This is a genomic window from Streptomyces sp. 15-116A, from assembly GCF_025290915.1.
GTDB lineage: Bacteria > Actinomycetota > Actinomycetes > Streptomycetales > Streptomycetaceae > Streptomyces.
The window spans coordinates 1-18,969 of the sequence record NZ_JAOCQE010000111.1 but is presented as its reverse complement, the minus strand read 5'-3'; the positions used below and the strand labels follow the sequence as shown (position 1 = coordinate 18,969).

Sequence of the window (18,969 nt, the reverse complement as noted above, 5' to 3'; positions counted from 1 at the left end):
TCAGCTCGCCAAAGCCCCCGCGCGGCACGATCTGACCCGCGAGCAGTTCTACTTCGTCCTGCCGGACCGGTTCGCCAACGGGGATCCGAAGAACGACCGCGGCGGACTGACCGGTTCGCGGCTCGCCACCGGATACGACCCCACCGACAAGGGCTTCTACCAGGGCGGCGACCTCAAGGGCCTCACCCGGAAGCTCGACTACATCAAGGGCCTCGGCACCACCGCCATCTGGATGGCGCCGATCTTCAAGAACCAGCCCGTGCAGGGCACCGGCAAGGACGCCTCCGCCGGCTACCACGGCTACTGGATCACCGACTTCACCCAGGTCGACCCGCACTTCGGCACCAACAAGGACCTCGAGACCCTCATCGACAAGGCCCACGACAAGGGCATGAAGGTCTTCTTCGACGTCATCACCAACCACACCGCCGATGTCGTCGACTACGAGGAGAAGTCCTACAGCTACCTCTCCAAGGGCGCCTTCCCGTATCTGACCAAGGACGGCGAGCCCTTCGACGACGCCGACTACGCCGACGGCAAGCGCAGGTTCCCGCGCACGGACGCGGGTTCCTTCCCGCGCACGCCCGTCGTCCCGGCCGCCAAGAGGGACCTCAAGGTCCCGTCCTGGCTCAACGACCCGACGATGTACCACAACCGGGGCGACTCCACCTGGGCCGGCGAGTCCACCACCTACGGCGACTTCTCCGGCCTGGACGACCTGTGGACCGAGCGTCCCGAGGTCGTCGAGGGCATGGAGAGGATCTACCAGCGCTGGGTGAGGGACTTCGGCATCGACGGCTTCCGGATCGACACCGTGAAGCACGTCAACATGGAGTTCTGGACCCAGTGGGCCACCGCCCTGGACGCCTACGCGGCGAAGAAGGGCCGGGACGACTTCTTCATGTTCGGCGAGGTGTACTCCGCCGACACGAACGTCACCGCCCCATACGTCACCCAGGGCCGCCTGGACTCCACGCTGGACTTCCCCTTCCAGGACGCGGCCCGCGCGTACGCCTCCCAGGGCGGCAGCGCCGAGAAGCTCGCCTCGGTCTTCGGCGACGACTACAAGTACACGTCCGGCCACGCCAACGCGTACGAGCAGGTCACCTTTCTCGGCAACCACGACATGGGCCGCATCGGCACGTTTCTCAAGCAGGACAACCCGAAGGCGTCCGACGCGGAGCTGCTGAAGAAGGACATGCTCGCCAACGAGCTGATGTTCCTCAGCCGCGGCAACCCGGTGATCTACTACGGCGACGAGCAGGGCTTCACCGGCGCCGGCGGCGACAAGGACGCCCGCCAGACCCTCTTCGCGTCCCGCACCGCCGACTACCTCGACGACGACCTGATCGGCAGCGACCGCACCCACGCGGACGACACCTACGACACCACGTCGCCCCTCTACCGCCAGATCAGTGCCCTCGCGAAGCTCCGCAAGGCCCACCCCGCCCTCGCCGACGGCGTCCAGCAGGAGCGGTACGCCGCCGACGGGGCCGGTGTCTACGCCGTCTCCCGCACCGACGCGCGGACCGGCACCGAGTACGTCGTCGCCTTCAACAACGCGGACGCGGCGAAGGAGGCCACCTTCGCGACCGGCTCGGCGGGCATGACGTTCCAGGGCATCCACGGCACCGACGCGTCCGTGAAGAGCGACGCCGACAAGAAGATCACGGTCACCGTCCCGGCCGGTGCGGCGATCGTCCTCAAGGCGGCCCGCCCGCTCGCGAAGCCCGCCACTGAGCCGACGATCACCCTCAAGGCCCCCGAGGCGGGCGCCACCGGCACCGTCGAGGTCACCGCCGACGTCGACGGGGGACAGCTCAACCGGGTCGTCTTCGCCGCCCAGACCGGCGACGGAAAGTGGCAGACCCTCGGCTCCGCCGACCACGCCCCCTACAAGGTCACCCACACCATCGGCGAGGACGTCCCCGCCGGGACCGCCCTGCGCTACAAGGCCGTGGTGATCGACTCGGCCGGGCGCACGAACAGCGCCTTGGCCGCGTCCAGCACCGGCACCCCGCCCGTCGAGACGCCGCCCACCGCGTCCTCCCGCGACTACGCGATCGTTCACTACAAGCGCGCGGACGGGAACTACGACGACTGGGGCCTGTACGCCTGGGGCGACCTCGCGGAGGGGGAGGCCACCGAGTGGCCGAACAGCCACCCCTTCACCGGCCGTGACGCCTACGGCGCCTTCGCCTACGTCAAGCTCAAGCCCGGCGCCTCCAGCGTCGGCTTCCTGGTCATCGACAAGGACGGCAACAAGGACGTCGCCACCGACCGCACGATCGACGTCACCAAGACCGGCGAGGTCTGGATCGAGCAGGGCAAGGAGACCGTCACCACCGAGCGGCCCGACTACCCGGCGCAGGACAAGACCAAGGCGGTCCTGCACTACCACCGGGCCGACGGCACCTACGACGGCTGGGGCCTGCACGTCTGGTCCGGCGCCGCCAACCCCACCGACTGGGCGAACCCGCTGAAGCCGGTGAAGACTGACTCCTATGGCGCTGTCTTCGAGGTGCCGCTCACCGAGGGTGCCACCAGCCTCAGCTACATCATCCACAAGGGCGACGAGAAGGACCTGCCCACCGACCAGGCGCTCGACCTCACCGCCAACGGGCACGAGGTGTGGCTGTTGAGCGGCCAGGAGAAGTACCTGCTGCCGCAGCCCGCGGGCTCCGCCGCCGCGCTCGACCTGAGCACCTCCAAGGCCATCTGGATCGACCGGAACACCGTCGTCTGGAACGGCTCCGAGGGCGCAGCCTCCACCCAGCTGCTGGCCTCCCGCACCGGTTCCGTCAAGGTGCAGGACGGCACCCTGACCGGCGCCGACGCGCGCTGGCTGCGGCTGACGAAGGCCAGCCTCACCGACGCCCAGAAGGCGAAGTTCCCGCACCTGAAGGACCTGACCGCCTGGTCCGTCGACCCACGCGACCGGGGCGGCGTGCGCGAGGCTCTGCGCGGCCAGGTCGTCGCCTCCCAGCGCGCAGCCAACGGTGCCGTGCTCGCCGCGACCGGCGTGCAGATCGGCGGCGTCCTGGACGACCTCTACGCCGGTGACGCCACCAAGGCGAAGCTCGGCCCGACCTTCCGCCACGGCCGTCCCACGCTCTCCGTGTGGGCGCCGACCGCGCAGGAGGTGTCCCTGGAGATCGGCGACCGCACAATCCGCATGCGCCGCGACGACGACAGCGGCGTCTGGTCCGTCACCGGCCCCGGCTCCTGGAAGGGCAAGCCCTACCGGTACGCCGTGACGGTGTGGGCGCCCGCCGCCCGGGAGATCGTCACCAACAAGGTCACCGACCCCTACTCGGTCGCCCTCACCACCGACTCCGAGCGCAGCCTCGTCGTCGACCTGGCCGACCGGTCCCTGAAGCCGCGCGACTGGTCGACGTACGACAAGCCGAAGGCCGTGCCGCTGAAGGACGCGCAGATCCAGGAGCTGCACATCCGGGACTTCTCCGTGGAGGACCGCACGGCGAAGGACCGGGGCACCTATCTGGCCTTCACCGACAAGGACAGCGACGGCTCCAAGCACCTGCGCGAGCTGGCCGAGGCCGGCACGTCGTACGTGCACCTGCTGCCCGCGTTCGACATCGCCACCATCCCCGAGAAGAAGTCCGACCAGGCGGCCGTCGACTGCGACCTGGCCTCCTACCCGGCCGACTCCGACAAGCAGCAGGAGTGCATCGGCAAGATCGCCGCGAAGGACGCCTACAACTGGGGCTACGACCCGTACCACTACACGGTCCCCGAGGGCTCCTACGCCACCGACCCGGACGGCACCGCCCGCACGGTCGAGTTCCGCGAGATGGTCAAGGCGCTCAACGAGGACGGCCTGAGGGTCGTCATGGACGTCGTCTACAACCACACCGCGGCGAGCGGCCAGGCGAAGACGAGCGTCCTGGACCGGATCGTGCCCGGCTACTACCAGCGGCTGCTCGCCGACGGCTCGGTCGCCAACAGCACCTGCTGCGCCAACACCGCGCCCGAGAACGCGATGATGGGCAAGCTCGTCGTCGACTCGGTGGTCACCTGGGCCAAGGAGTACAAGGTCGACGGCTTCCGCTTCGACCTCATGGGCCACCACCCGAAGGCGAACATGCTCGCCGTCCGCAAGGCCCTCGACGCGCTCACCGTCGCGAAGGACGGCGTCGACGGCAAGAAGATCATCCTGTACGGGGAGGGCTGGAACTTCGGCGAGATCGCCGACGACGTCCGCTTCGAGCAGGCCACGCAGAAGAACATGGCCGGCACCGGCATCGCCACCTTCTCCGACCGGGCCCGTGACGCCGTGCGCGGCGGCGGCCCCTTCGACGAGGACCCCGGCGTGCAGGGCTTCGCCTCCGGTCTGTTCACCGACCCCAACTCCTCGAAGAGCAACGGCACCGAGGCCGAGCAGAAGGCCCGCCTGCTGCACTACCAGGACCTGATCAAGGTGGGCCTGAGCGGCAACCTCGCCGACTACACCTTCACCGACACCAGCGGCAAGGAGGTCAAGGGCTCCCAGGTCGACTACAACGGCTCGCCCGCCGGCTACGCGGACGCCCCCGGCGACGCCCTCGCCTACGCGGACGCGCACGACAACGAGTCGCTGTTCGACGCGCTCGCCTTCAAGCTGCCGAAGGACACCCCGGCCGCGGACCGGGCACGCATGCAGGTCCTCGCCATGGCGACGGCCACCCTCTCGCAGGGCCCGGCCCTCTCCCAGGCGGGCACCGACCTGCTGCGCTCCAAGTCCCTGGACCGCAACTCCTACGACAGCGGCGACTGGTTCAACGCCATCCACTGGAACTGCGCGGACGGCAACGGCTTCGGGCGCGGGCTGCCGCCGGCCGCCGACAACAAGGACAAGTGGCCGTACGCCAAGCCGCTGCTCGGCGTGGTGAAGGTCGGCTGCCCGCAGATCGAGGGCGCCTCGGCCGCGTACCGGGACCTGCTGAAGATCCGTGCCACGGAGAAGGCGTTCTCCCTCGACACGACCGAGCAGGTGCAGTCCCGGCTGTCGTTCCCGCTGTCCGGGAAGGAGGAGACGCCCGGCGTGATCACCATGAAGCTCGGTGACCTGGTGGTCGTCTTCAACGCCACCCCGAAGGAGCAGGAGCAGCGCGTCGCCGCGCTCGCCGGGACGGGCTACCGCCTGCACCCGGTGCAGGCCGCGGGCGGGGACGCGGTGGTGAAGACCTCCGCGTACGCGAAGGACTCCGGCACCTTCACCGTCCCGGCCCGCACGGTCGCGGTGTTCCGGCAGCTAGGGTGACCGGGTCGCCGTAGAACAGGAGTGCCCATGCCGCAGATCACCGTCGACTACTCGCACCCCGTCGAGGACACCCTCGACGAGGAGGGCTTCGCGCGGGCCCTGCACCGCACGGTCGTCGACATCGCGGCGGCGAAGCCCGAGGCATGCAAGACGCTGTTCCGGTACGCCGACCAGCGGGCGTTCGGCTACGAGGACCCCGACGCACACGCCATCGTGCACGTGACCATCGGGCTCCTCGCCGGACGCAGCGAGGAGACGAAGGCGAAGCTGACGGAGGCGGTACTGGACCTGCTCCGCACCCACGTGCGGCGGCAGGACGGGGTCACCCTGCACGCCTCCGCCGAGGTGCGCGAGCTGGACCCGTCGTACCGCAAGTTCGAGGTCTGAGCAGCTTCTAGGACGCCAGGGCGATCAGCCGGGTGGCGAGGTCGGTGAACGGCCCGTCGCCCGGCTCGTCCTTGAGCAGCGAGCGCAGCAGCGTGCTCAGTTCCTCGTCGTGCGCGGCGGCGACGGCGGCGAGCGCCGCGAAGTCGTGCACCAGCTGCGCCTCCAGCTCGCCGCGCGGGATACGCCGCCCGTCCAGCCAGATCAGCGCCGTCGACTCCACGAGCGAGATCCAGGACCGGACGACGAGTTCCAGCCGGGGCGGAGCCTCGCCCACGACACCCATGTGCGCCAGCATCTGCTCGTACGCGGCCTGCCGTACGGAGTCGATCAGGGCGTTGGTGGTGGAGGAGCCGACCGCCGGGCCGCCGCGCATCAGGGCGGAGAAGCCGGGGCCGTGGTCGTCGACGAAGTCGAAGAAGCGGCCCATCACCCGCAGCAGCCGCGCCCCCAGCGGGCCCTCGTGGGGTTCGGCGAAGCGGGAGGCCAGATCGTCGGAGGCACGCTGCAACGCGGCCTCGTACAGGCTGAGTTTGCCGGGGAAGTAGTGGTAGACCAGCGGGCGGGAGATGCCCGCCGCCGACGCTATCTCGTCGATGGAGACGTCGTCGGGCGAGCGGCGGCTGAACAGTTCGAGGGCGACGCCGATCAACTGCTGCCGCCGCTCGTCGACTCCCATCCTGCGGCGAACCCCGGTAGTCATGCGAACACCTTACCGATCGATTCCGGACTCGAACGTCCTGGAGCGGCCACCGGTGTTCGCCGGCTCAGCGCAGCCCGCTGATCGAGTCTCCGCCCTCCAGGGTGGCGCTGAGGTCGGCCTGGGCGCCACGCTTCGCCTCGGCGGTGAGCAGGTGGCCCTTCGCGGAGGCCTTGATGCCGCCGGTCGCCTTGACGGACTCGGTGCCGGGGCCGCCGGCGGCCAGCAGGTACCAGGAACCCGTCGAGGACTTCCACAGCACCCCGGCGAGCACCTGCGGGGCGCGCGGCCCGCAGGCCGGCACGTTCTCGGCCTGGGCCGCCACCGCGCCGAACCGGCCGCGCGGCGTGTGGAACTGCGCCAGCACCCGCGCCCCGTCGCCCCGCCAGGTCTCCGCCCGCGTGCACACCCACGCGGCCTTGCCGTCGGTGTCCGGCAGCGGCTGCCGCGCGTACGCCCACGCGTTGACGCCGCGCACCCCGGCCGAGCGCATCACACCGAGCGAGCAGGCGTACGGCGCCCAGGTGCGCAGCGCCTCGGCACCGGACGCCTCGACCGGCGCGTCCGGCGGCCCCGCCGTCAGGTGGGCCGGGACCAGTTCGCCGAGGTCGGTCACCAGCCGCGTCCCGGCGCCGTCGGTCAGCTGCAGCACGTTCCACGAGGTGCAGCCCCCGGCACGCAGGGTCGGACTGGCCAGCGGTGCCGTCACCCCGTCTGTGAGGGCCAGGTCCATGGCTCCCGAGCCCGGTGCGCGCAGGTCCCGCTCGCCGGCCCTGCGCACCCAGGGCGCGGTCAGATAGCGGACGTTGCCGTCGGTCCGGCTCAGCACCACCGCGCTCGCCTCGGCCCGGCCGGCGCCGTCGACGCGGGCGAAGTCGAGGGCGGCACCCTGCGCGCCCTTCTTCGGCTCGGCGTAGCGGACGATCCGCAGACCGTCGTGGAGGATCACCACGTGGGCCTCGTCGACCGTCCCGGCGTACAGCAGCTGGGGCGGTCCCGCGGGGCCGCCGGTGGGGGTGCCCGGGGTGGCCGACACCTTCACGGCCTCGCCGGGGCGGGCCCACACGGCGAGGGCGCGGCGCAGCAGGGCACGGTCGCGGGTGAGGTCGCCGCGCGCGGGCCACACCGAGAAGTCGGTGCGCGTGGCGGTCTTCCAGGCGGCGGGGGAGACCCGGGTGAGCTTCCCCGGGTCCAGGGCGGCCTGCGCGGCCGGATTCCGCGCGTACGGCGGGGCGGCGGCGCCGTCGGGGCCCCAGCCGTCACCGGGCAGCGCGAGCAGCATCCCGCACACGGCGAGCGCGGCCCCGGCGGCCAGCGCGACCTTCAGATGCCGGCGGCGGCGCATCAGGTCGGTCGGGCGCGCCTGCAGCGAGCAGGGGTCGAACTCGCAGGAGTCGAGCAGCCCGTACTCGGCGGGGATCGAGTCGGCCTCCGCGAGCGCGGCGTCCGGGTCGGCGACGCCCGCCTCGGCGAGCACCTTGCGCACGTCACCGTCCGCCAGCCGGTCCAGGCCGCGCAGCGCATAGGCGGCGCGGGCCGGGCCCGACAGCGCGGACAGCCGCTGGTCCAGGCCGAGTTCGTCGGCGCCGCCCGGCCGGGGGAACAGCTTCAGCCCCCACACCTGTGGCAGCAGCGGCGGCAGCTGCGCCCGCTTGGGCCACGCCTTGCGGGTGAGCGGCAGGCCGGCCTCCAGCGCCGTACGCACCACCTGGAGGCGGACCAGCGCGTAGCCGGGGTCGCTGCCGGGGCCCGCCGACTGGGCGGGGATCACCGGCGCGGAGGCCCGGGTGCGAGGCAGCGCGCGCTGGGTCAGGGAGTGCGCGGTCAGCACCCGCCTGCTGCGGCCCAGCGTGGGCGGCAGCACGAGATAGGCGAGCCGGACGAGCCGCGGATAGTGCTCGACGAGCGCGGCCTCGGCCTGCTCGACATCGACCACCGGGCCGGTGGGGGAGGAAGGGGAGGAGGCGGAGGGGCGCGGGGCGACATCCTGTGACTGCACGTTCAGCAGAACGAGCGAATCGGCCGATGGTCACCTGACCCGGCCCCTCACCGCCCGGACGGCTCCACGAGCGCACGCGCGTAGGCGGCCATCGACCGCTGGTAGCGCGGCAGATGCCCGGCGAGGGCGCCGAGCACCAGCGACAGGCCCTCGCGGTCCCGCCCCAGACTCGACAGACACAGTGCGAGGCAGGCGCGTACGGCGTCGTCCAACTCGTCGGAGGGGGCGTCCAGTTCCGGCGTGAGCAGGGCGACGCCCTCCTCGGGCAGTCCGACGTTCCGCAGCGAACTCGCCAGCTGGATCTTCGCCCGCCGCGCCTTGTAGGGGCTGGCCTTCTCCAGCCCGCCGTCGAGCGCCTCCCGGTACAGCGCGACCGCCTCGGCGGGCCGGCCCGTCGAGTCGAAGGCACAGGCGCGTTCGAAGGGGCCCAGCGGGCTGCCCTCGGGTAGTTCCGCGACGAGCGCGTCGATCACGGCACGGAACGCCGCCGCGTCCTCCTCGGTCTCGGAGTAGTCGTCGAAGGTCGCCCAGGCGGCGGTCACACGGTCTTCCCAGTCCTGATCCATGGGGCTCAGGTTCGCATGCGAGCGCGGGCCGTGGCACCGGTTTTGAGCGCCGCGGGCCTCCGGGCCGTATCCACGGGGAGAGCCCTTCGACGGGGCTCCGCGCGGCATGTCGCCGATGGACCGGAGGACCGGAGGAACTCATGAGGCTGACCCGACCGATGCTCGCGCTGACCGGCGCGGTGGCGGCACTGGCGCTGGCGGGCTGCGGATCCGGCGGCGAGGACGAGCACCAGGGACACGGCGAGGGACCGGCCACCGCGACCGGCAGCCTCGAGCACATCGCCGCCGAGGCCAAGTGCACGCCGAACATGCAGACCGACGCCGACACCATCCGCCAGGCGATCTGCAAGAAGGGCAAGGAGAAGTACATCCTCGCCACCTTCGCCACCGACCGCGGCCAGCGTGAGTGGCTCAACGGTGCGAAGGACTACGGGGGCTACTACCTCGTCGGGCGCAAGTGGGTCGCCGTAGGTGAGAAGAAGACCGTCGCGGAGCTGCGGTCCACGCTCGGCGGGACGCTGGAGGAGGGGTCCGAGCACATGAATCCCGGGGGCAGCCACAACCGCGGTGATCACCACGGCTGATCTCGCGGGCGACCGAAGAAAGAGCCGGCGGTGGGAGGTCCCACCGCCGGCTCTCTTGTCGGCTACTGCTTCAGGACTACTGGCAGTCCTGCCCGCTGTTGATGCAGTCGACCATCTCGTTCATCAGGTCCTCGTCGAAGAAGTTGATGAAGTCGTTGTGGTCGGTGATCGGCTTGTGCAGCTGGTCCGGGAAGGAGTCGATCGCGTACGCGTTCTGCACCTGCCCGTTCTCGATCTGCGGGGCCGGGATGTCGTAGACCAGGCGGACCTGGAGCTGGGGGATGGCCTGGAAGCCGTTCGAGCAGCTGCCGTCCGCCTCGACGAAGTCGACGTGCGTACGGTGGTTGGCGCTGTCGATGTTCTGGCCGTCCCAGCAGCTCTGGAAGAAGGACGTCCGCACGACCGAGCTGCCCTCGGGGCAGATCGGGTACTTGTCCGTCACCACGCGGTCCTCGAAGCCCGTGCAGCTCCAGTTCGTGTTGGCGTTGTTGAGGCCGTTCACGAAGGACTTGGCGTCACCGGTGATGATGCGCAGGGCCTGCGGCATCGCCACGACGTCACCGGTCTTGTTGCCGACGAACTTCAGCTCAGCCTGCGCCGGTTCGACGATCTGGCCGACGTTGCCGTCCTGACCGCCGCCGGGCTGGCCGGCGTCGATGTCGTTCTCGCCGTTCTGCAGCCGGATCACCGGCCAGAAGTAGGACGACTTGTCGCCCTGGTTCTGGCAGGTCGTCTCGCCGTTGGCCAGGTCCTCGTCGCTCGCGAAGGCGTTGTTGGCCTGGTTGCCGACGTAGTCGTGCTGGTGCTGCGCGCCGTTGGACACGCCGGGCGCGACGATCACGTTGTCCGAGTTGCGGTTCTCGTTCTCGTTGGTGCCGCAGTTGGTGGTGAACGAGCCGGTCGAACCGGTGTCGCCGTTGGCGGGCAGGCCGTTTCCGTTCACGCCCTGCGGGCCGCCGTTCGGCTGGACGTCCTCGATGTTGATGAAGTCGTCAGCGACGGGGCCGTTGCCGGCCTGACCGCCGTTGTCCTGGCCCTGGCCGTTGTCCTGACCGTTGTCCTGGCCGCCGTCACCCTGGTCCTGGCCGCCGTTGTCCTGGCCACCGTCACCCTGGTTCTGACCGTCGTTGTTCTGGTCCTGACCGCCGTCGTTGACCTCCGGCTGCTCCGCCGGGACGCCCTGGCACCGGGCGAACCCGCCGAGGTTCCGCGGTGCCTGGCCACCCGCACGGTTGATGGTGATGCGGATCCGGTCCAGGGTCGCCGTCCGCTTGGACTGCAGCGGTCCGAGGATCGCGTTGTCGACGTAGTTCGCGTCCCCCGCCTGAGCCTGGCGCGTGTCGGCGAGACGCTTGTAGGCGGCGGTGACCTGCTGGTCGAGCCGCGCCAGCTCCCTGGCGACGCCCTTGCGTGCGCTGCGCGGCACCTTCGTGAGCTTCTGCCCGACGTCCGGGCAGTTGATCGTCGCGATCTGTGCCGCGCCCGACCTCGTCCGGTTGTCCGGCCCGTTCTCCTCGTGTGCCGAAGCGTAGAAGTTCGCCCAGATCAGCCCGCCCCCACCGAGCGCTAGGGCCGCCGCTGCGGCTATGGCCTTGGTGGCCAGCGGCGTACGGCGTTTTCTTGTGTTGCGTCCCATGGAACTCCTCTGACTTCCTTGCGGGGCATCCCATTGCGGGGCATCGAGGCGCCCGACAGGAGTGAAGCGGCTCCCTTGAGTACGTCGGCCGCCCCACGGGTGTTCACGCGTCCCACGAATTGCAGAGAAGTTCGTACGGAGTCCGGGGTTTCAACGCCCTTTGAAACACCGGGAGTTGTGGATCAGGCACTAGGGGTGAATGTGCGCGTCCGCTTTCATCGGCCGTGGTCGAGATGGGCGAGAACCGCCAGCACGCGCCGGTTGTCGTCGTCGGAGACCTCCAGGCCCAGTTTCGTGAAGATGTTGGCGGTGTGCTTCGCGATCGCCCGTTCCGTCACCACCAGCCTCGCCGCGATCGCCGCGTTGGACCGCCCCTGCGCCATCAGCTCCAGCACCTCACGCTCCCGGGGCGTCAGCCGCGCCAGCGGCCGGTCCTCGCCCGACTGCCGCGCCAGCAGCTGCTGGATCACCTGCGGATCCATCGCCGTACCGCCCGCCGCCACGCGCCGTACGGCGTCCACGAACTGCGCCGCGTCGAACACCCGGTCCTTCAGCAGATAGCCGACGCCGCCGCTGCCGTCGGCGAGCAACTCCCGCGCGTACAGCTGCTCCACGTGCTGGGAGAGCACCAGCACCGGCAGGCCCGGCCGGTTCCGGCGGGCCTCCAGGGCGCACTGCAGCCCCTCGTCGGTGTGCGTGGGCGGCAGCCGTACGTCCACCACGGCGACGTCCGGCTCCAGCTCGGCCAGCGCCCGGGCCAGCTCGGGCCCGGACTCCACGGCCGCCGCGATCTCGAAGTCGTGCGCCTCGAGGAGCCGGACGAGTCCGTCGCGCAGCAGGAAGAGGTCTTCGGCTAGGACAACGCGCAAGGGATCTCCATGGTGACCATGGTGGGACCGCCCGCGGGAGAGCTGACGGCCAGGACGCCGTCGAATGTACCGAGCCGGCGTTCGACCCCGCTCAGCCCCGAGCCGGCCCCGATCACCGCACCGCCCTTGCCGTTGTCGGTGACGCTCACCCGCAGATGCCCGTCGCTGTGATGCAGGTCGACCCAGATCCGGTCGGCGCCGGAGTGCTTCACCGCGTTGGTGAGCAGCTCGCTCACCGCGAAGTACGCCGCCGACTCCACCGGCGCCTGCGCCCGGCCCGGCAGCTCCACGGTCACCTCGGTGTCCACCGGCAGCCGCAGCGCCAGCGCCCGCACCGCGTCGCCGAGGCCCCGCTCGGCCAGCACCGGCGGATGGATGCCGCGCACCAGCTCCCGCAGCTCGGCCAGCGCCTCCACCGACGACGTACGGGCCTGCGCGATCAGCTCCTTGGCCTTCGCCGGGTCCTTGTCGAGCAGCATCTCGATGGTGCCGAGGTCCATGCCCATGGCGACGAGTCGTGCCTGGGCCCCGTCGTGCAGGTCGCGTTCGATGCGGCGCAGCTCGGCGGCGGAGGCGTCCACGGCATCGCGGCGGGACTCGGTCAACTGGCGTACACGCTCGGCGAGTTCCGTCTGGTTGGAGGCCAGGACGGCGCGGGTCAGACGGAAGTGCGCGTGGAAGGCGGGCACGGCGTACCGGTGCGCGATGACGAGCAGGACGGCACCGAGACCGGCGGCGGCGAACGCGGACGTCTGATCGCTGACCGGCACGAAGCCGTACCAGTACGGCCCCCAGTCGCCGTGCGGCTCGCCGATCGCGGGCCGCCACAGTCCCGCCGCCAGCGCGAAGCCCTCCAGCGGGTAGAACACCAGCACCGCCGGCAGCAGCGCGGTCACGAAGCCCGCCGTCATGTCCACCGGCAGCCAACGCAGATCCCGGTAGGTGGCCGGGTCGCGCAGCATCGCGAAGGTGCGGGTCCACGGATTGGCGTCCTCGGGGATCGGCCGATACGCGGGCGGAATGCGCACACCGCCCCACTCGGCCGCCATGACGCGCCGCCAGTTCGCGAACGTCCGCACGCCGTTCAGCACGTACGGCGTGGTGATGATACCGATGCCGAGCGGGATCAGCGCCACGGACACGGCGGTCAGGGTGAGGCACAGCACGGCCAGGGGCAGTGACACGACGGCCAGCACGAGCCCCCGCCAGGCGGCGCGCACCATGCCCCGTGCCCTGGAGGCGTCGCCGTCGCTCTTCGTGGTGGTGGTGTTCATGACGTCAGTCTGGTCGAGCGGGTGAGGGGCCGTCACTGGGCCGAACCCCCCGGCCGGAGGGTGGTGTTACCTACACCTCGCCCCCGGCCAGCACCTTCGCCTCCACCTCCGGGGCCAGACCCACGGCGGGCCGGTCGGGGCGCTGCGGTGCGACCCCGCCGATGCTCCGCAGCCAGGCCCAGGTGTCGGCCACCGTCTCGTGGACCGGCCGGCAGCGCAGGCCCGTCGCGACCGCCCGTGACACGTCCGCGGAGTGCAGCGCGTCGTACCCCTCGCTGCCCGGCGGCACCCACACCGGCAGCTGCGTCCACGGCTCGATGCCCGCGCCGAGGATCACCTCCGGCTCGGTCCACCGCAGCTCGGCGGCCCCTCCGGTGACTTCGGTGCATGCATGGAGCAACTCACCCATGGTGGCGTGCCCTTGGGGCGAGATCAGGTTGTACGGTCCGCTCAGCTCGCGTTCCGCTGCGCCGAGGATCCAGTTGGCGAGGTCGCGGGCGTCGACGTACTGCAGCGGAAGGTCCCGCGGACCGGGCGCGAGGACCGGACCGCCGCGGGCCGTGCGGTTCAGCCACCAGGGCAGCCGGCCGATGTTCTCGTACGGCCCGAGGATCAGCCCGGCCCGCACCAGCACCGAACGATCGGCGCCGAAGGCGTCCACCGCCGCCAGCTCCCCGCCCCGCTTGTCGCGCGCGTAGTCGGTCTGGTCGGCGTCGGGCGAGGCGCCGTCCACCAGCGGGGCCCGCTCGGTGTACCCGGCGGGCCGCGGCCACGCGTACACCGAGCAGCTCGACACGTACACGTACCGCCCGGCGCGGCCCCGCAGCAGCCGCGCCGTGTCCCGCACCGCGCGCGGCGCCGCCGACCAGGTGTCGACGACGACGTCCCAGTCGCCGGAGTCCTCGTCGAGCGCGGCGAGACCGTCGAGGGCGGTGCGGTCGCCCAGCAGCGACCGCACGCCCTCCGGGGCCTCGTGCCGCCCCCGGTGGAAGACGGTCACCTCCCAGCCCCGGCCGAGGGCCGCCTCCACGACGGCCCGCCCGACGAACTCCGTACCGCCCAGCACCAGTAGCCTCATGCCGGTGACTCTGCCCGAACGGGCGGCGTCGTGGAACCGGGATCTGCTGTGGGCAGACGTCAGCGCCCGGCCGGCGGCACGTACTTGTACCCGACCCGGCGCACGGTGTGGATCGTGCCCCGGTAGCGCGCGCCGAGCTTGCGGCGCAGCCGGGCGATGTGGACGTCGACGGTGCGGCCGTCGCCGACATGGCCGTAGCCCCACACGGTGCCGACCAGCTGGTCGCGGGTGTGCACCCGGCCCGGGTGCGCCACGAGATGCGCGAGCAGCTCGAACTCCAGGTAGGTCAGGTCGAGTTGCCGCCCGTCGACCTCGGCGGTGCGCTGGACGGTGTCGACGCGGATCAGCGGGTCGCCGCCGTCGGTCACCGGGGCCGGTACGGGGACCTGCGGCTGCTGGTCGGCCGGGACGAGCACCAGGTAGCCGACCATCGGCGGCTGCCCGGGGAGGCTGGGCAGGGCGTGCGGGGGAGCGGGCAGCCAGGTGGCACCCGGCGGCAGAAGGTCGGCGACGGGCACGGTCTCGTCCGGGCTGACGGCGCGCAGCCGGTGCCGGGGGCCGTGCGCGGACGGGGAGTTGACGGCGGTGGGTACGGAACGGGTGGTCGCCATGACAGGTCAGCTCTTTCGCGCGAGAGGTTCGACGAGGGACGTACGTCGGTGCGCGCGGGCCGGAGACCGCCGGATACGGGCGTCAGAGGGCCGGCGCGGACATCGCGCGGCAACACACCCGGTCGAAGTCGTCGTGCTGACGGGAGGGCCAGAAGGGCTCGAGGTCATGGCGACCTGTCGCGAGATGCTTCTGGGAACCGGTCATGGCTCCATTCAAGCAGACCACGGCTCCCGGCAGGAGACTCCTCTCACCACGTGGACGCCGGGCCGCCGGCGAACGCGAGAGGGCGCCCACCGCCGGACGGTGGGCGCCCCCTCGGAGCGACAGCGGGCGGGATCAGACCTGGCCGGCCTTCTCCAGCGCGGAGCAGCAGGTGTCGACCAGCAGGCGGGTCACCACGTACGGGTCGACGTTGGCGTTGGGGCGACGGTCCTCGATGTAGCCCTTGCCGTCCTTCTCGACCTGCCACGGGATGCGGACCGAGGCACCGCGGTCGGAGACGCCGTAGGAGAACTTGTCCCACGGGGCGGTCTCGTGCAGACCGGTGAGACGGTCGTCGATGCCGGCACCGTAGTTCTTCACGTGGTCCAGCGGCTTGGAGCCCTCACCGAGCGACTCGCAGGCGGTGATGATCGCGTCGTAGGACTCGCGCATCGCCTTGGTGGAGAAGTTGGTGTGCGCACCGGCGCCGTTCCAGTCGCCCTTGACCGGCTTGGGGTCGAGGGTCGCGGCGATGCCGAAGTCCTCGGCGGTGCGGTAGAGCAGCCAGCGGGCCACCCACAGCTGGTCGGCGACCTCCAGCGGCGCCAGCGGGCCGACCTGGAACTCCCACTGGCCGGGCATGACCTCGGCGTTGATGCCGGACAGGCCCAGGCCCGCCTTCAGGCAGTTGTCCAGGTGGGCCTCGACGACGTCACGGCCGAAGATCTCGTCGGAGCCGACACCGCAGTAGTAGCCGCCCTGCGGGGCCGGGAAGCCGCCCTTGGGGAAGCCCAGCGGGTAGCCGTCCTTGAAGAAGGTGTACTCCTGCTCGATGCCGAAGATCGGCTCCTGCGCGGCGAACTTCTCGGCGACCTCGGCCAGCGCGGCACGGGTGTTGGTCTCGTGCGGCGTCATGTCCGTGTTCAGGACCTCGCACAGCACCAGCACGTCGTCACCGCCGCGGATCGGGTCCGGGCAGACGAAGACCGGCTTGAGCACACAGTCCGAGGCGTGGCCCTTGGCCTGGTTGGTGGAGGACCCGTCGAAACCCCAGATCGGCAGCTCCGCGCCCTTGGCGTCGTCGGAGAGGATCTTCGTCTTGGAACGCAGCTTGGCCGTCGGCTCCGTGCCGTCGATCCAGATGTACTCAGCCTTGAAGCTCACGGTCCACTTCCTTCGGGGGTGGGTCTGGGCGCAGGTGCGGGTGCGGCGGCGCTGCGGCACTGGGGCGCCACGCTCTTGATGCCCCGCAGCCTGTCAACAGGCGATTTCCCGGCCATTGCCCGCATGTGAACCCCGTGTTACCTGGCCCTGCTGTGGCTCGCTTCACGGTGTGAGTCGTACGCGAAGAGGCGGCGGCCGGGGCCGGGGCGTCGCCGACGTACGACGCCCCGCCCCCCGAACCGGCCGCCGCCTCGGGGAACTCCTGACGACCCGGGCCTCACCCCACCTTCTCGATGACCGCCCGGCGGATCAGGAACTTGCCGGGCTCGCGGACCTGCTCGAATGCGGCGTTGTTCAGCAGCACACAGCTGCCGGAGACGGAGGTGACCTCCACCGTGGTGGACTTGTTGTTGTCCAGGTTGGTCACCTTCAGCTTGGTGCCCGCCGGGAACTGGTTGCTGGACGCGGCCGGGGCTCCGCCCTCGCCGGACAGCGTGACGGTCGACCCGTTGCACACCTGCTCACCGGCCGCCGCGCCACCACCACCGGCCTGCTCACCGGCACCGGCCTGTTCACCGGCACCGGCTTGCTCGCCGCCAGCCTGTTCGCCGCCGGCCTGTTCACCCTGTTCACCCTGCGCGGGCTGCGAAGGCGCCGCCGGCTGCTCGGCCTGGGAGTCCTGAGCCGACTCCCCAACCTGGCATCCGGAGGCCTCCTGCTTGCGCTGGATCTCGGCGATGACCGCCTCACGGTTGGCGATCCGGGCCTCCGACTGCGCGTCGGGATTGGCCCGCTGGCCCTCGATGAACTTCTGGTTGTTGCCGAGCGCGGTGGCCAGGCCCTGGCAGACGGTCGAGTCCGCCGCCGATTTGGTGGTCGGTGCCTGCGAGGCGTTCGAGGTGCTCGCCATGACGAAGGCACCGCCACCGGCCACCGTCGCCGCACTCACGAGGAGCGCGAGCTTCTTCTTGGGGCCGAGAGTTCTCCTACGCGACATGCGCGCCTCCTGAAGAGGTAGGGGAGCGTACGCCGCTATGTACGAGATACCGAACGGAGTTACTCAGCGGTTGACCCAAGTCGCCGAAGTAACCTGCGTCACAGGGGTGTTACCGCGCGAGGGCGTCCCGCACGGCCTCCTCCGTGCGGCCCACGACCGCCGTGCCGTCGTCCGCGGTGATGATCGGCCGCTGGATCAGCTTGGGGTGCGCGGCGAGTGCCGCGATCCACCGGTCCCGCGCCCCGGCGTCCCGCGGCCACTCCTTCAGCCCCAGCTCCTTGGCCGCGGCCTCCTGCGTCCGTGTGATGTCCCACGGCTCCAGGCCCAGCCGGCCCAGCACCTCGCGGATCTCGTCCGCGCTGGGCACGTCCTCCAGATACCGGCGGACGGTGTAGTCGGCGCCCTCGGCGTCGAGCAGACTGAGGGCGCTGCGGCACTTGGAACAGGCGGGATTGATCCAGATCTCCATGCCGCCCACGCTACGCCGGGCGACCGGCAGGGCCCCGCTAGGCCCTGTCGTCAAATCCCCGCCTGCCTGGCGACGCCATGCACGCACTCTCGCCGCACCCGGCGCCGACCACGTACAACCAGTACGCCGGTCGACGCCCGGCACGCCGAGAGCGCGCACCTGACGCCGCCAGGCCGGCCCTCCGGGCGGACGACGGGGATGTGACGACAGGGCCTAGCCCAGCGCGGCCACCTTGTCCCGGTACGTCCGCACCGGCACCGCGTCCTTGTAGGGCTCCAGCCGGCGCTCGAAATCGCGTACGTACTCCACCGCCCGCACCGACCGCATCTCCGCCGCCTGGCCCGCCGCCTCCGCCGCCAGCTGGCAGGCCTGGTCGAGCTCGCCGAGGCCGAGCCGGGCGGTGGCGAGGACGACCCGGCAGAACAGACGGCTGCGCGCGTACCCGGGGGCGCGCAGATGCAGCGAGCGCTCGGCGTGCTGGGCGGCGGCGCGGAACTGCTGCAGATCGCGGTGGCAGTGCCCGAACTCGTCGGCGAGCTGGGCCTCGTCGAAGAAGCGCGCCCAGTGCGGCACCTCGTCGCCCGGCCTGGCGCTCTCCAGGGCCCGCTCGGCGCGCACCAGCGCGGCCGTACAGGCCCGGACCTCGCCGAGCACCCCGTGCCCGCGTGCCTCGGCGGCGTGCAGCAGCGCCTGCACCACGGGCGGTACGGAGCCGCCCGCGCCCTGCTGAGCCACCCGCGCCAGCTGCACCGCCTCCCGCCCGTGTCCGAGGTAGACGGCCTGCCGGCTCATGGAGACCAGGACATAGGCGCCGTACGCCCGGTCCCCGGCCGCCTGGGTGAGCCGCAGCGCCTGCACGAAGTACCGCTGGGCGAGCCCGTGCGCGCCGATGTCGTACGACGTCCAGCCGGCCAGCCGGGTCAGGTCGGCGGCGGCGGCGAACAGCCTGCGGCCGGTCTGCTCGCCGTAGGTGCCGCGCAGCATCGGCTCGCACTCGTGCTCCAGATAGCGCACCAGGGCCTGCCGGGCGTGGCCGCCGCCGTAGGCGTCGTCGAGGGTGCGGAACAGCTCGCCGACCGAGCGCAGCGCGGCGATGTCGCCGCCGGTGACGCGCTGGCCGGGGGCGCGTTCGGCGGCCTGGCGGCGGCGGGGGCCGAGCTCGGCCGGTGCGGA

The 18,969-nt window shown here is 71.4% G+C and carries 14 protein-coding genes and 1 pseudogene; 3 read left to right on the top strand and 12 right to left on the bottom strand.

The features are described from left to right. Nucleotides 1-5,263 (top strand): pullulanase-type alpha-1,6-glucosidase (gene pulA, locus N4P33_RS18985; RefSeq protein WP_260827821.1); only part of this gene is annotated, 5,263 nt, incomplete at its 5' end. 27 nt (nucleotides 5,264-5,290) lie between these two features. Beyond that, nucleotides 5,291-5,650, top strand: a complete 360-nt coding sequence (locus N4P33_RS18980; protein ID WP_260827820.1) for a 5-carboxymethyl-2-hydroxymuconate Delta-isomerase — start codon at nucleotides 5,291-5,293, stop codon at nucleotides 5,648-5,650. A gap of 7 nt (nucleotides 5,651-5,657) precedes the next feature. On the opposite strand, the gene N4P33_RS18975 is transcribed toward N4P33_RS18980, so the two are convergent. From N4P33_RS18975 to N4P33_RS18965, 3 genes are all read right to left on the bottom strand, one after another. Continuing rightward, complete coding sequence (locus tag N4P33_RS18975) at nucleotides 5,658-6,350, bottom strand: TetR/AcrR family transcriptional regulator (protein WP_260827819.1); 693 nt, start codon at nucleotides 6,348-6,350, stop codon at nucleotides 5,658-5,660. 64 nt (nucleotides 6,351-6,414) lie between these two features. Beyond that, nucleotides 6,415-8,346 carry a hypothetical protein gene (locus N4P33_RS18970; RefSeq protein WP_260827818.1) on the bottom strand — a complete coding sequence of 644 codons (1,932 nt, stop codon included), beginning with the start codon at nucleotides 8,344-8,346 and terminating at the stop codon, nucleotides 6,415-6,417. A gap of 47 nt (nucleotides 8,347-8,393) precedes the next feature. After that, nucleotides 8,394-8,912 carry a tetratricopeptide repeat protein gene (locus N4P33_RS18965; protein ID WP_260827817.1) on the bottom strand — a complete coding sequence of 173 codons (519 nt, stop codon included), beginning with the start codon at nucleotides 8,910-8,912 and terminating at the stop codon, nucleotides 8,394-8,396. 140 nt (nucleotides 8,913-9,052) lie between these two features. On the opposite strand from N4P33_RS18965, the gene N4P33_RS18960 reads away from it, so the two are divergent. Then, nucleotides 9,053-9,496 carry a hypothetical protein gene (locus N4P33_RS18960; protein ID WP_260827816.1) on the top strand — a complete coding sequence of 148 codons (444 nt, stop codon included), beginning with the start codon at nucleotides 9,053-9,055 and terminating at the stop codon, nucleotides 9,494-9,496. A gap of 76 nt (nucleotides 9,497-9,572) precedes the next feature. On the opposite strand, the gene N4P33_RS18955 is transcribed toward N4P33_RS18960, so the two are convergent. From N4P33_RS18955 to N4P33_RS18915, 9 genes and pseudogenes are all read right to left on the bottom strand, one after another. Beyond that, on the bottom strand, nucleotides 9,573-11,132 hold the full coding sequence (locus tag N4P33_RS18955; protein WP_260827815.1) for a DUF1996 domain-containing protein: 1,560 nt from the start codon (nucleotides 11,130-11,132) through the stop codon (nucleotides 9,573-9,575). Nucleotides 11,133-11,347: 215 nt separating this feature from the next. Further along, on the bottom strand, nucleotides 11,348-12,001 hold the full coding sequence (locus N4P33_RS18950; RefSeq protein ID WP_260827814.1) for a response regulator transcription factor: 654 nt from the start codon (nucleotides 11,999-12,001) through the stop codon (nucleotides 11,348-11,350). Then, nucleotides 11,986-13,224, bottom strand: coding sequence for a sensor histidine kinase (locus tag N4P33_RS18945; RefSeq protein WP_260827822.1), 1,239 nt, complete (start codon nucleotides 13,222-13,224; stop codon nucleotides 11,986-11,988). Before N4P33_RS18945 ends, N4P33_RS18950 begins: the two co-directional genes overlap by 16 nt. Nucleotides 13,225-13,345: 121 nt before the next feature. Then, nucleotides 13,346-14,353: an SDR family oxidoreductase gene (locus N4P33_RS18940; protein ID WP_260827813.1), complete on the bottom strand. Its 1,008-nt coding sequence runs from the start codon at nucleotides 14,351-14,353 to the stop codon at nucleotides 13,346-13,348. A gap of 59 nt (nucleotides 14,354-14,412) precedes the next feature. Continuing rightward, complete coding sequence (locus N4P33_RS18935) at nucleotides 14,413-14,964, bottom strand: winged helix-turn-helix domain-containing protein (protein ID WP_260827812.1); 552 nt, start codon at nucleotides 14,962-14,964, stop codon at nucleotides 14,413-14,415. 337 nt (nucleotides 14,965-15,301) lie between these two features. After that, nucleotides 15,302-16,330: a glutamine synthetase gene (gene glnII / locus N4P33_RS18930; RefSeq protein WP_260827811.1), complete on the bottom strand. Its 1,029-nt coding sequence runs from the start codon at nucleotides 16,328-16,330 to the stop codon at nucleotides 15,302-15,304. 277 nt (nucleotides 16,331-16,607) lie between these two features. Next, nucleotides 16,608-17,327, bottom strand: a complete 720-nt coding sequence (locus N4P33_RS18925) for a septal ring lytic transglycosylase RlpA family protein (protein WP_260827810.1) — start codon at nucleotides 17,325-17,327, stop codon at nucleotides 16,608-16,610. Between the two features lie 109 nt (nucleotides 17,328-17,436). Continuing rightward, nucleotides 17,437-17,796 (bottom strand): arsenate reductase family protein, encoded by a 360-nt coding sequence (locus N4P33_RS18920; protein ID WP_260827808.1) that lies wholly within the window; start codon nucleotides 17,794-17,796, stop codon nucleotides 17,437-17,439. A 213-nt stretch (nucleotides 17,797-18,009) separates the two neighbouring features. Next, nucleotides 18,010-18,969: pseudogene (locus tag N4P33_RS18915) on the bottom strand (regulator); the annotation flags it as partial.